The 12,630-nt window shown below is 40.8% G+C and carries 12 protein-coding genes; all 12 read left to right on the forward strand.

The features are described from left to right. The first annotated feature begins 21 nt into the window (after nucleotides 1-21). The 12 genes from PGLA_RS03400 (at nucleotide 22) to PGLA_RS03450 (ending at nucleotide 12,599) form a co-directional block, all read left to right on the forward strand. Entirely contained in the window at nucleotides 22-1,572 is a 1,551-nt protein-coding gene (locus tag PGLA_RS03400; protein ID WP_068528697.1) for a sensor histidine kinase, read from the forward strand. A gap of 190 nt (nucleotides 1,573-1,762) precedes the next feature. Further along, nucleotides 1,763-2,038 carry a hypothetical protein gene (locus PGLA_RS03405; protein ID WP_068528700.1) on the forward strand — a complete coding sequence of 92 codons (276 nt, stop codon included), beginning with the start codon at nucleotides 1,763-1,765 and terminating at the stop codon, nucleotides 2,036-2,038. Nucleotides 2,039-2,082: 44 nt separating this feature from the next. Further along, nucleotides 2,083-2,505, forward strand: a complete 423-nt coding sequence (locus PGLA_RS03410; RefSeq protein ID WP_245699692.1) for an NUDIX hydrolase — start codon at nucleotides 2,083-2,085, stop codon at nucleotides 2,503-2,505. Between the two features lie 15 nt (nucleotides 2,506-2,520). Further along, a complete protein-coding gene (locus PGLA_RS27830) occupies nucleotides 2,521-2,688 on the forward strand; it encodes a hypothetical protein (protein ID WP_161487834.1) in 168 nt (55 codons plus the stop codon). 26 nt (nucleotides 2,689-2,714) lie between these two features. Next, complete coding sequence (locus tag PGLA_RS03415) at nucleotides 2,715-3,068, forward strand: hypothetical protein (protein ID WP_068528705.1); 354 nt, start codon at nucleotides 2,715-2,717, stop codon at nucleotides 3,066-3,068. A gap of 79 nt (nucleotides 3,069-3,147) precedes the next feature. Further along, complete coding sequence (locus tag PGLA_RS03420) at nucleotides 3,148-3,762, forward strand: hypothetical protein (protein ID WP_068528710.1); 615 nt, start codon at nucleotides 3,148-3,150, stop codon at nucleotides 3,760-3,762. A gap of 99 nt (nucleotides 3,763-3,861) precedes the next feature. After that, nucleotides 3,862-4,536, forward strand: a complete 675-nt coding sequence (locus PGLA_RS03425; RefSeq protein WP_068528713.1) for a VOC family protein — start codon at nucleotides 3,862-3,864, stop codon at nucleotides 4,534-4,536. Between the two features lie 160 nt (nucleotides 4,537-4,696). Next, nucleotides 4,697-5,716 (forward strand): LacI family DNA-binding transcriptional regulator, encoded by a 1,020-nt coding sequence (locus PGLA_RS03430; protein WP_068528716.1) that lies wholly within the window; start codon nucleotides 4,697-4,699, stop codon nucleotides 5,714-5,716. Between the two features lie 86 nt (nucleotides 5,717-5,802). After that, nucleotides 5,803-7,143, forward strand: a complete 1,341-nt coding sequence (locus PGLA_RS03435; protein WP_068528719.1) for a glycoside hydrolase family 30 protein — start codon at nucleotides 5,803-5,805, stop codon at nucleotides 7,141-7,143. Nucleotides 7,144-7,259: 116 nt separating this feature from the next. Then, entirely contained in the window at nucleotides 7,260-10,481 is a 3,222-nt protein-coding gene (locus PGLA_RS03440; RefSeq protein WP_068528722.1) for a cellobiose phosphorylase, read from the forward strand. Between the two features lie 236 nt (nucleotides 10,482-10,717). After that, nucleotides 10,718-11,689 carry an ABC transporter permease gene (locus PGLA_RS03445; RefSeq protein ID WP_068529361.1) on the forward strand — a complete coding sequence of 324 codons (972 nt, stop codon included), beginning with the start codon at nucleotides 10,718-10,720 and terminating at the stop codon, nucleotides 11,687-11,689. 19 nt (nucleotides 11,690-11,708) lie between these two features. Continuing rightward, nucleotides 11,709-12,599, forward strand: coding sequence for a carbohydrate ABC transporter permease (locus PGLA_RS03450; protein ID WP_068528725.1), 891 nt, complete (start codon nucleotides 11,709-11,711; stop codon nucleotides 12,597-12,599). Nucleotides 12,600-12,630 lie beyond the last annotated feature (31 nt).

The raw sequence follows: 12,630 nt of genomic DNA on the forward strand, positions 1-12,630 counted from the left end.
ATCAATGAGGTGTGATTTCATTTGTCCATTAATATTATCAAGCTCTGGTGTGTACCTGTGATTTCGGTGCTCATTATTATATCCTCTATGATTCTCGATAAATCAACGAATGTTCTTTTCATGGTGATAGCAGCTCTATTGTTAAACATCAGTGTATCTTTGGATCGTAAATATACGTGGCTTAAACATATTCAATTTATTTTCTTGGGAGCGTTTCATTATTCCAGCCATTTTAATTGGAGCGTGTTACTGTATAACATGATGATTATTAATTTGATAGAGCATAAGGTTAGGTTGCGGGATAGCATTCCAATTGCGCTCATGTTTATCTGTCAGTATTCGCTCATCCGTCTTTCTTATGTACCTATGACGAACTACAATATATTTGTTTCTCTTTTCGACATGATTACTTCATTAGTTACTGTACTATTCTTCCACGTCATCATACGCAGTGAATCCGAGAAGAGACGATTGAAAGAGAAGAACGAATACCTCACCAACTATGATACTCTTACAGGGTTTAATAACTATTCTGGGTATATCAAAAAAGTCCAACAAAATATTGAACTAAACAGGGCATTTCAGTTTGTTCTGTTTGATATTAGCAATGTTGCAGCTAAGAATTTTGAAGACATCCTAGTAAGTTTCTCTCATACGTTAAAGGAGTATTTCCCGAATCACCTCGGTGCATGTCGATATGCTGGAGATAGCTTTGGAATCATGTTATCGGCTACAGAGAAAATTGACGTTCTACAGATATTCGAGAACTTAGGGATCAAAGTAACGAGCAGTATCACGCACTTTCCTCAGGAGGGGAGTAACTTCCAACAGCTAATCCATACAGGCGAAGAAAGAATTCTTGAAATGAAGCAAGGGAATCGGCTTAAACGGCAGGAAGAACAGTTACGTTCAGACAAAATGAAGATGGTCGGAGAGTTAGCGGCTGGTATGGCACATGAAATACGCAATCCATTAACATCGATTCAAGGATTTATCCAGTTATCGAAGAAATCGGGATATAATATTGAACCATGGTATGACGTTATTATGAGCGAAATTACAAGAGTTGGTGAACTGACTGTAGAGTTCTTGCAATTCTCGAAGCCGCATGCAAGTCACATGAAGGTTGAAATGATGGCTAAATGCATGGCGAAAGTGTATTCACTGTGCGAATCGGAAGCTACATCGTGCGGCCACACCATCGAAATGGACGCGTTGGATCGCGATATTATGTTGCTGATGGATCGAGATAAGATCATACAGGTATTAATCAATCTGATCCGTAACGCCTTTCAAGCTATGGAACGAGCGGGTCATGTACATTTTGCGCTTAGCAGAGAAGGGGAGATGGCCGTAATTCAGGTTCGTGATAATGGAAAAGGCATCCCAATGAGTGAAATCGACAAGATATTTGACCCATTTTATACAACCAAGGAAGAAGGAACAGGTCTTGGGCTGTCATTATGCCAAAAAATTATCGAAGATCACAATGGGTACATATCGGTAGAAAGTGAAGTTGGTTCGGGAACGGTGTTTACTGTTAAATTGCCGACAACTGCAGGTTGCAGTTGATTTAATATGAAGGCAGAAGTGTTTGGTGACTATTCTAATTTTGGAGGCAATGATATGGATAAAAGTTACATGTCACTTCAGTCCTTTTGGGGCAGAGAAGTTAGACATATGTATTTATCAAATCACTCAACGTCATTAGTCGTCGTGTTTCCCGGAAAGGACTACTCCTGCGATTTACCTCTACTTTATTATGCGAGTCGAAGTGCTATTAAGACATGTTTATTTAACGCCGTTGGACGACACGGTTCCATATATCCAACAGGCAAGAGGCATTGTCATTTACGGGACGAAAGATCAATTATTTAGCAACCAGAGTATCGAAGCAATAGAATATCTTAATCACATGGAAGTTCACCTTATCGAAGATGGAACACACGCTTTAGAAGTAGAGACGGTTAGTGATTCGTTAATCATAATGAATACGATTGTGGATATATATCAATCCTTTTTTACGAGTAAAGAATAGTAAGAGAAACATAGTAGACGTACTTTACAATGTTGGGGGAGATCATGATGAAGAAATATACCCATCTAGGTGTTTACGGAATTCTTATCCATAACAATACAATATTACTGATAAAGAAATCCAGAGGACCACACAAAGGGAAATGGGATTTGCCAGGTGGATCGATAGAGTTCGGTGAAGAACCCTATGAAACACTGAAGCGAGAATTCTATGAAGAGACTGGAATCAATGAATTAGAAGGCAAAATGAGAACAGCCATATCTTATACTTTAGTCTATCCATTCAAAGAAAATGAATTAGAGGAGTTACATCATATCGGAATCATCTATGACGTCAAATTAACGAGTAGTCAGTACGTATTAAAGACGGATGGAGATGGGGAGGATTCCTTAGGAGCCAGTTGGATTGATATCAATGAAATAGATAATATTGAAACAACACCTTTTGTAAGGGGAGTTTTGTCATAGTTATAAGATAATCTCATGAGCTTGAAAAGGGATAACAAAGATTATCTGTCAGAAGTACTGATGGATAGTACTAGACAACACTATGGGGAGAATCGAAGGATGTCTATTATGAAACAAGCAGAAGGTAACATTCAAGCTGCTCATCAGATTATGGAGGAATTGTTAATCCAGATATTGATTTAGAAATTTACTGTAATCATCCTGAAGTCATGGCTGGATTTACAGTGCTAGAGAACCTTGCGAAGAATTCAAACGTTATTGGAGCGAGATATGCAAATCATTTAGACGGTGAAGATCAGGGGATATACTATCAAATTAAATATAAGAATCACGATGGTATAGTATGGAAGGTAGATATGTGGCTGATGGGACATGATCATCCAGGTCCATGTGCAAGAGATTTGGTAGGGCCACTTCAACGTGTGTTAAATGATCAGACCAGAGAAGCTTCAACCTCAAGGATTAACCTTATGGAAACCGAAGCTAGTGGAACCAGAACTGGTCGTAAGACAAAGCTGTGGAGCCAAGAGAGAGGTTATATAAACTCAACTATTTATAAGTAGTACCGATAGGTGGTACTGCTGTTATTGTATAGCAACATTTCACCATCCATTTCGTCTTAAATGGCAGGGGGTGTTGAAAATGAAAAAGGGAATAGTACTCGTCTTAGTATCGATCTTTATTGTATTGATGATTAGCCCAACAACGACGTATGCGCTGTCGTGTGTAGAAATGCCGACTGGTGAGAAAGGTTACGAGACCTATGACGGAATCATTATAGGTCAAGTGGAAGATGTCATTCGTGAGAAAGATAACAATGTGATCAAATTGAAAGTCATCAAGAGCTTTAAAAAGATTGAAGATGAACAGATTTCGGTGAAGGAAAATATAACATGGGGGTCATTGTCGGGACCTAGTGAGATTGGTGATGAATATCTTTATTATCTAAAAGAGGGTGTCTTTGGGTGGGAAAACCCACTTTGTTCTCCTACCATGAGAATTGCTGATTCAGCGGAAGAATTGACCTTTTTACAAGATAAAGAAGTTCCTATTAAAAGAATTTCCGCTCCAACGCAATCACCCTCAGATAATAACGAGAGTGCAGAATTGAGCTCTGATGATAAGACTAATCAGACTGGTAAGATTGATGACTCCACCTCTAAGTCTTCTACGAATTGGACGGGAATTGTAATTATTGTAGGTTTGGCCGGTGGAGTCATGTTCGTATTATGGCGTCTGTGGAGTGCACGGAAATAGACGATTTTCCAAGTCTTATGTTACTATTTATGCGGGAAATAAGAAGCTTGCATCCTAGTGAATACAAGCTTTTATGTTTAAATATTAAGGAGTGTAACAATGAAAATTGAAGAGATTAGATTATACACGGAACATTTAGATGCGGTGAAGGATTTCTATTCCGTTGGACTAGAATTGCCAATTATGGAGTCTTCGAATACCTCGATTACCTTCTTAGTAGGATTATCCCGACTGACATTCGTACAGAGTGATACCGTGGCTAATCCTTACTATCATTTTGCCTTTAATATTGTAGAGGATAAGAACCAATTGGCAATCGAGTGGTTAAAGAGTAGGGGGATTAACATTAGTCAAGTCGATGACCATGATGAAAGTTATTCCGAATCGTGGAATTCCCATTCCATTTACTTCTATGACTCAGTTGGTAATATCGTAGAATTTATTGCTAGGCATAATCAGAAACATGAATCATATTCGGAATTTACCTATAAAGATATTCTGAATATTAGTGAAATTGGGCTTCCTTCGGAAGACGTAATCGAGCTTTCTACCTATATCCAAGAGCAGTATGATGAGCAGATGTATCTCTCAGGCAGTCCTACATTTACACCTATTGGAGATGAAGAAGGATTATTCATAGTATCGATTCGTCAACGTATTTGGTTAGGATCTAATAAAGAGGCTGAAATATTCCCATTAGAGATTGTCATTAATCAAGGAAAGCCTGGGACGAAGCAGTTATTGCAATATCCATATAAAATAATAACAATATAAGACTAAATTTCCTGATCTTCATACCAGATATAGCGAATATATAAATTCTACATGTAGGTTATGAACTCGCTTTTTTCTGATTGACGTTCATAAGTTAAAAGATTAGAATGCAATGTAAGAATGTGCCATAGGCTATATGCAACAGGAGTGAATTCCAAGAATGACCACGATTTATGATATTGCTAAGAAGACGGGTTATTCGCCCACCACAGTCTCGAAAGTATTCAACAACTACACAGATGTAAAAGCACAGACTCGGCAGACGATTTTGCAAGCGGCCAAAGAACTTGGTTATTTGCCTAATGCGCATGCACGCACATTGACAACGAAGAAGTCTTGGACCATTGGTGTGTTATTTGTTGAATCCTCTGGCATTGGTATGCGGCATCCTTTCTTTAGTGCAGTTATCGAAAGTTTTAAGCAAGTTGCGGTATCCAAAGGGTATGCGCTGATGTTTATTTCTAAAGACGTAGGTGGTAAGCAGGGCGGGTATCTGGAGAATTGCAAAATTCGAGGTGTGGACGGGGTAGTCGTTATTTTATCCGATTATGAAGATCCTTATTTCAAAGAACTTCTGGATAGTGACATTCCGTGCGTCATCCTGGATTATGAAACATCGCAAGCTCATACCCTGTATTCAGACAACCTTGAAGGTAGCCTTCTAGCAGTGGAGCATTTATATTCACTTGGACACCGCAAGATCGCTCATATTTCTGGTGGGATGAATACATTTGCTGGTTCTAAGCGGGTGCATGGATATGAATTGGCAATGAACAGTCTGAATCTGGAGACAAAAGAGTCTTATATCGTCGACAGCGCATATTATTCCATTGAGAGTGGATATGCTGCAATGATGAAGCTCTTGGATCTGCAAGATCGTCCGACTGCTGTATTTGTAGCGGGGGACCATTTAGCACTTGGAGCTATGAGAGCTACTATGGAACGAGGGCTTAGTATTCCTAACGACCTGTCTATTGTGGGATTTGATAATATTGAGTTATCTCAATATATTACACCTGCTTTAACAACCATTGCACAAGATACAACGCTTATGGGAAATGAGGCGGCAGAATTACTAATTCGGTCTATTGATGACCCTTCACATGTTCTAGAATCAGTGGTGTTACCTGTAAGGCTGGTCGTTAGAGATTCATGTAGCAGTGTGACTAACGCAACATAAGAAGCAACAAAAAGCGTAGTGTTTTCTTTTTTTTATCTTATTTCGAAACCGGTTTCGAAATATACTAAATAAGGAGTTGTTCACAAATGAACCAAGTTAAGATGATCGTAACGGCTAAAGATTCAGGAGAACGTTTAAGTGATAAGGGGAGCCTTTCTTTTCTAACTCGGGAATCCGGTGTTGTGGCAGATGTGGAACTCGATCCAAGCACAACTTATCAAAGTATCGTTGGTTTCGGAGGTGCATTCACGGAATCCGCTGCGTATACGTTGTCTCGTGTAAGTGATGAGAAACGAGCAGAGGTCATTCGTAGTTATTTCGATCCGATTGAAGGGTTGGGCTATTCCATAGGGAGAGTACATATTCATAGCTGTGATTTCGCGCTTGGTAACTACACGTATGTGGAAGATAACGATACAGAATTAGCGACTTTTGATATATCGCATGATCATCAATGGGTGTTACCTCTGATTAAAGATGCTATGAAGGTAAAAGGTGGCGAGTTCATCATGCTAGCTTCTCCCTGGAGTCCTCCAGCTTGGATGAAGACGAACGGGGAAATGAATAATGGAGGCCAATTGAAACCGGAATACGCAGAAGTATGGGCACGTTATTACACCAAATTTATTGAAGCATATGGCAAGGAAGGCGTTCCAATCTGGGGGATTACCGTACAGAATGAGCCAGCTGCCGTACAAGTATGGGATTCCTGTATATACAGTGCCGAAGAAGAGCGTGATTTCATTAAGGATTATTTGGGTCCAATCATGCATCAAGAGGGTCACGAAGATGTGAAAATCCTGATCTGGGACCATAACCGTGACATCATCGTAGAGAGAGCATCCGTTGTTCTATCTGATCCAGAAGCAGCTAAGTACGTGTGGGGTACAGGGGTACACTGGTATGTAAGTGAAGAATTTGAGAAGGTGGGCCAGGTGCATGATTTGTTCCCTGATAAACATCTACTATTTACAGAGGGGTGCCAAGAAGGTGGCGTTAAATTAGGTGAATGGTTCACAGGCGAGAGATACGGTAGAAATATGATTGGCGATTTGAATAACTGGATCGAGGGTTACTTGGATTGGAATATCGTACTGGACGAGACAGGTGGACCTAACCATGTAGGTAATTTATGCGATGCCCCAATCATAGCGGATACGTTGACGGACACGATTCATTACAATAGCTCTTATTATTACATTGGACATTTCAGTAAGTATATCGCTCCAGGTGCAGTACGTATTGGACAGAACTCGAAAGTAGATAGCTTGCTCTCTACAGCGTTCTTAAATCCAGACGGTACGATAGTAGTGGTTGTTCAGAATGAGACAGATGAGGCGCAAAAGGCAACCATTGGTCTAGAAGATCGTATGTTAGCAGCTGAATTACAACCGCATTCCATTGCAACTTATATCATGTCTAAATAGAACGAGCTAAAGAGATGCACACCATAATTATGGGTGGAATCGATAGCGACTAGTATGAACTAAAGAGACAATACCATTACTTTTGTTCAATCTATCTAACAGAGGAGTGAAACATCATGTCTAAGTACTATTATGAGAACAATTCATTTGTTATTGAGCAATTTGATCAAGCCAAACCATTCTCAAGTTTCCTACCAGGAATGGCAGGATTAAAGGGTATTCCGATGTGGACATTCTACGTCAATCGGGGTCAAGGGGTATGTAGCTTCGGGATTCGCGACAAGAATTCGGCGATTATGGAATTCTCACCTGCGAGTATTACTTATAAGAACGTCGCAGCCAATGGATTTAGGACGTTTATCAAAATTCAAGGACAAGATAGCGTTTATGAGCCGTTTCAGTCCGCTCGTCCTAATACACAAGCTTCTCGCGTGATGAAGATTTCGCCGAACGGACTCACAATCGAAGAGACGCATGCAGCAAATGGGCTGAAGACGGTGGTGAATTACTTCAATTTACCAAATGATGATTATGCTGCTTTGGTCCGTCAGGTTGAAATTATAAATATTAGTAATGAACCTATTCAATTAGAATTACTAGATGGGATGTCAGAAATTCTTCCATATGGAGTGGAGAATGGGGGATTCAAAGAGATCGGTAACCTACTACGCAGTTGGATGGAAGTCTATAATTTAGAGAATGGCATTCCGTTCTATCACGTACGTTCCAGTACTGCAGATGAGGCGCAAGTCAGCCAAGTAACGAGTGGACATTTTTACTTATCCTTTACAGGAGATGGGGAGAGAATCGCTCCGATTGTAGACTTTGAAGTTGTATTTGGTGGAAATACATCCTTGATGTACCCGGATAACTTCGCTACTGCTTCGCTTGCTGAGATTGCTCAACAACCTCAATATCCAGTCAATAAAGTGCCGTGTGGCTTCAGCGGGGTAGCGAAGAGTATTGCACCAGGCGAGAGTCTAACCGTGAACACCATTATCGGTCATGTGAATGATATAGAGAGAATCAATGCCAAGGCAGATCGCTTATGCACGGCAGAATACATTACTCGTAAGCGTGAAGAGGCCAATAGCTTAGTTGAAGATTTGACGTCAGACATTGCAACACATACGTCATCTGAACTATTTGACGCCTACGCGAAGCAGTCTTATATGGATAATTTTCTTCGTGGAGGATATCCGTTTATTTTTGATAACGAGGGAGAAGGCTTTGTTGTACATCTCTATTCACGTAAGCATGGTGACTTGGAGCGGGATTATAATTTCTTCTCATTAGCTCCAGAATATTACTCTCAAGGTAATGGCAACTTTCGGGATATGAATCAGAACCGTCGTAACGATGTGTTCTTTAATCCTAAGGTGGGCACATTTAACATCAAAATGTTCTTCAGTCTGATGCAGGCAGATGGATATAATCCGCTCAGCGTACAGGGATGTAGCTTTAACGTCGAGTCAGAGAATGCAAGCAAGCTTGATGAATTGCTCAGTAGCGCTGTTGTAGATCATCATGAGGAATTAATGGTACTCTGTAGCGGGAAATTCACGCCAGGGAAGATCATCAATTTCTTAGCGGATCATGGCATTCAGCTTCATGTAAGCGAAGAACGTTTGCTAAGTGGCATACTGGCTCTTTCGCAGCAGAATATCGAAGCCGGTTTCGGTGAAGGATTCTGGTCAGACCATTGGACTTACAATATGGACTTAGTGGACGGTTACCTCGACATATTCCCGGATAAGAAGGAAGAGCTTCTCTTCGCAGATGAGACCTATGCCTTTTACGATAGCGCTGCTTATGTTCAACCTCGATCTAAGAAATATGTTGTGCTTCATGACGAAGTTCGGCAGTATGATGCGCTAATTGAGGATGAGGAGAAGTTAGAACATCTTGGACGGAGAATGAATGATACGAACTGGCTACAAACAGAGGGCGGCAAGGGCAAGATTTATCAGACAAATCTCTTTAGCAAAATTGTGTCGTTAGCCTTAAATAAATTCGCTACTTTAGATCCGTATGGTATGGGTGTGGAAATGGAAGCTAACAAGCCGGGATGGAATGATGCGATGAATGGTCTTCCTGGGTTGTTTGGTTCAGGTATGAGCGAGACGTTTGAATTGAAGCGTATGGTGACTTTCTTGTTAGAAAGTGCGAAGGAATTCGGCGAGAGGTCTATCCGCTTACCAGAAGAAATGGCCGATTTGTTCCATGCGGTTCATCGTGCAGTCGTAATCTATCAAGAAAATCAGCTAGATTCATTCACCTATTGGGATATCGTAGCTTCCGTTCGTGAAGCTTATCGTGTTCGTGTTCGGTATGGCATTACTGGAGTGGAGCACGAAGTATCCTTGAACGTGATCGAAAAAGGATTCTCTGCATTTTTAGTGAAGCTAGATGAAGGCATTGCGAAAGCTATAGAACTAGGCGATGGAATCACGCCTACGTATTTCCGTTTTGAAGCTACGGAGTTTGAAAGAATTGTAGACGAGAATGGACAACCAGACTTGAGTAGTAGTGGGCTTCCTAGAGCAAGAGTACAGCATTTTCAGGTGTCCGCATTACCACATTTCCTCGAAGGCCCAACGCGTTGGATGAAGACGGTAACTGATTCACAACAGGCTAAAGCATTATATGACCTCATTAAGAAGACCGAGTTGTATGATAAGACGACCCAAATGTATCAAACGTCCGTTAGTCTAGACTCGGAAGGTCATGAAATTGGGCGTATGCGTGCCTTTACACCAGGGTGGTTAGAACGAGAATCCAATTTCCTTCATATGACTTATAAATATTTGTTAGGACTATTGAAAGCGGGTCTTTACGAACAGTATTTCGGGGAATTGAAAACATCCCTTGTTCCTTTCCTTGATCCGGCTGTGTATGGACGTAGCACATTAGAGAATTCCTCATTTATTGCGACGGGTGGAAACCCAGATCCTGAGGTACATGGAAGAGGTTTCGTAGCTAGATTGAGCGGATCTACTGCAGAGTTCCTAAGTATGTGGAGAATGATGATGGCAGGTTCGAAGGTCTTCACTATGAGTGATGGAGAATTAACACTTACGCTAGCTCCAGCTTTGCCAGGTTGGTTATTTGATGAGTCAGGGAAGGTATCCTTTATTTTCTTAGGAAACACACAAGTGACGTATTACAATGCTCGTCGAGCAGATACATTCGGTACGAATGCTGCCAAGATAAGTAGGATGAAGCTACTGAAAAATGATGGTACGGTAGTTGAGTTCGACGGTTCTATCATACAGGGAGTAGAAGCAGTGGCAGTTCGTAACGGGGAAGTAGCAACGATAGAAATCTTCATGGATTAATAGTAGTAACCAAGAGATCTGGCCGATGAGGCCAGGTCTTTCTTGTGTTGTTGGAAATGGTTGATCTGTCCTCACATGGGCAACTTAGTCGGTAAGAGGAGACCCGAAAAATGAGACCCTAAATACGAAATCTGAAGCCTTATGTCTGTGATAAAAAGGACGTACTATTAAGTTAGTTAATGAAAGTGCTTTCAACATAGAGAACAAGAATCAGCATGGAGGTCGAAATCATGGAAATGAAACCTACTATAAACAGAGAAATCGCATCAAAAGAAATCCCAGTAAATTCGCCCTCAACTCGGCGTAAATGGTTGAAAAAATTATACACCCAGAGGCATCTACAGACCATGGCTTTACTTGGAGTCGCATGGATGATTATATTCAACTACATTCCAATGTATGGTGTGATCATTGCATTTAAAGAATTCGATATCATCCATACGATATCCGAGGCACCTTGGGTTGGTTTAGAGCATTTCAGAGAGTTTCTGGAAGATGAGAATCTAATGAATGTCATCAAGAATACGCTCGGCATTAGTTTTATTAAGTTAATTATAGGATTTCCACTACCTATTATTTTCGCCCTATTTCTTAATGAAATACGATCTGTTCGATTCAAGAAATTTGTACAGACGATATCTTACCTACCACACTTTCTCTCATGGGTTGTATTGGGAGGCATACTAGCGACTTGGTTAGCAGACGTTGGAATTATCAATAACATACTACTCTGGTTACATATTATTGATCAACCGATTACGTATTTGGCTGAACCTAGCTATTTCTGGACGATCATTATTTCATCCGATTTGTGGAAGGAATTAGGATGGTCTGCGATCATCTATCTGGCTGCGATTTCGAGTGTATCTCCTGAAATGTATGAAGCGGCGACCATCGATGGTGCAGGACGTTTTCAGAAAATGTGGTACATTACACTACCATCGATCAAATCTACGATTAGTATTCTGTTCATTCTGGCTATCAGTGGAGTGCTTAACTCTAATTTCGATCAGATTCTAGTCTTACGCAACTCTCTCAATGACAGTGCAAGTAATGTTATTGATTACTATGTTTATCAAACGGGAATTATCTCTGGACGGTATTCGTATTCCGCTGCCGTGGGCTTGATTAAGTCAGTGATTGCATTAATCCTACTACTTGTTGCGAATAAAATATCTAAAAAAATCAACGATACGTCGCTGTTTTAGAATAAGGAGGCTCATACACATGTTTAAACTTCAACGGAAAACGAAAAGTGAGGCCCTATTCGATCTCATCAACACAATCGGTATGTTGCTTATCTGTTTCGTCACCTTATACCCGATATGGTACGTTTTGGTCAACGCTTTTAACGATGGTACAGATGCCATGAGTGGTGGTATCTACTGGTGGCCTAGAGTGTTCAGTTTGGAGAACTTCGAAGCGGTATTTGATAGTCCAGGTATTATGACAGCCATGGGAATTACGGTAGCTAAGACGTTCATTGGTACGGTTGCGCATGTATTCTTTACAGCGATGGTCGCGTATGCCCTCTCACGTAAAGGACTCATCGGAGGTAAAATATATATCCTGATTGGGACGGTTACGCTATTCTTCGCAGGCGGACTGATTCCATCTTTCCTACTTATGAAAGATCTTCATTTACTTGATAATTTCCTTGTATATATCATTCCTTTCATGTTCAGTTTCTTCGATCTTATTATCTTCATGACCTTCTTTCGTGAAATTCCGGAAGGGTTGGAAGAAGCCGCTAGAATTGACGGGGCAAACGATTGGTCCATCTTTATGAGAGTCATTCTTCCAGTCTCGATGCCTGTTCTTGCGACGATTGCATTGTTCCATGGTGTGTTTCAATGGAACGATTATTTCACGGGCATGATTTATATCAATAATACAGATCTCCAGCCTATTCAGACTTATCTATACCGAGTAGTTGCGCAATCCAGTTCTAGTCAAATGGTTGCTGCGGTGCAAGGAAGTTCTGGAACGAAGACAGTGACATCCCAATCGATCAAACTCGCGACGATGGTCGTCACGACACTTCCGATCGTGTTCGTATATCCTTTCTTACAAAAGTACTTTGTTAAGGGTATGATGATTGGTTCGATCAAAGGCTAGTCCATAATTTCAAGATATTCCCCCTTACCGT

The sequence above is a fragment of the Paenibacillus glacialis genome, assembly GCF_001637205.1.
GTDB classification, from domain to species: Bacteria; Bacillota; Bacilli; order Paenibacillales; family Paenibacillaceae; genus Paenibacillus_AQ; species Paenibacillus_AQ glacialis.

What these genes read in the sequence shown, in the direction of transcription:
- PGLA_RS03405 (WP_068528700.1), top strand. Translation starts at nt 1,763, where the DNA reads ATGCGAGTCGAAGTGCTATTAAGACATGTTTATTTAACGCCGTTGGAC.
- PGLA_RS03410 (WP_245699692.1), top strand. Translation starts at nt 2,083, where the DNA reads ATGATGAAGAAATATACCCATCTAGGTGTTTACGGAATTCTTATCCAT.
- PGLA_RS27830 (WP_161487834.1), top strand. Translation starts at nt 2,521, where the DNA reads ATGAGCTTGAAAAGGGATAACAAAGATTATCTGTCAGAAGTACTGATG.
- PGLA_RS03415 (WP_068528705.1), top strand. Translation starts at nt 2,715, where the DNA reads ATGGCTGGATTTACAGTGCTAGAGAACCTTGCGAAGAATTCAAACGTT.
- PGLA_RS03420 (WP_068528710.1), top strand. Translation starts at nt 3,148, where the DNA reads ATGAAAAAGGGAATAGTACTCGTCTTAGTATCGATCTTTATTGTATTG.
- PGLA_RS03425 (WP_068528713.1), top strand. Translation starts at nt 3,862, where the DNA reads ATGAAAATTGAAGAGATTAGATTATACACGGAACATTTAGATGCGGTG.
- PGLA_RS03430 (WP_068528716.1), top strand. Translation starts at nt 4,697, where the DNA reads ATGACCACGATTTATGATATTGCTAAGAAGACGGGTTATTCGCCCACC.
- PGLA_RS03435 (WP_068528719.1), top strand. Translation starts at nt 5,803, where the DNA reads ATGAACCAAGTTAAGATGATCGTAACGGCTAAAGATTCAGGAGAACGT.
- PGLA_RS03440 (WP_068528722.1), top strand. Translation starts at nt 7,260, where the DNA reads ATGTCTAAGTACTATTATGAGAACAATTCATTTGTTATTGAGCAATTT.
- PGLA_RS03445 (WP_068529361.1), top strand. Translation starts at nt 10,718, where the DNA reads ATGAAACCTACTATAAACAGAGAAATCGCATCAAAAGAAATCCCAGTA.
- PGLA_RS03450 (WP_068528725.1), top strand. Translation starts at nt 11,709, where the DNA reads ATGTTTAAACTTCAACGGAAAACGAAAAGTGAGGCCCTATTCGATCTC.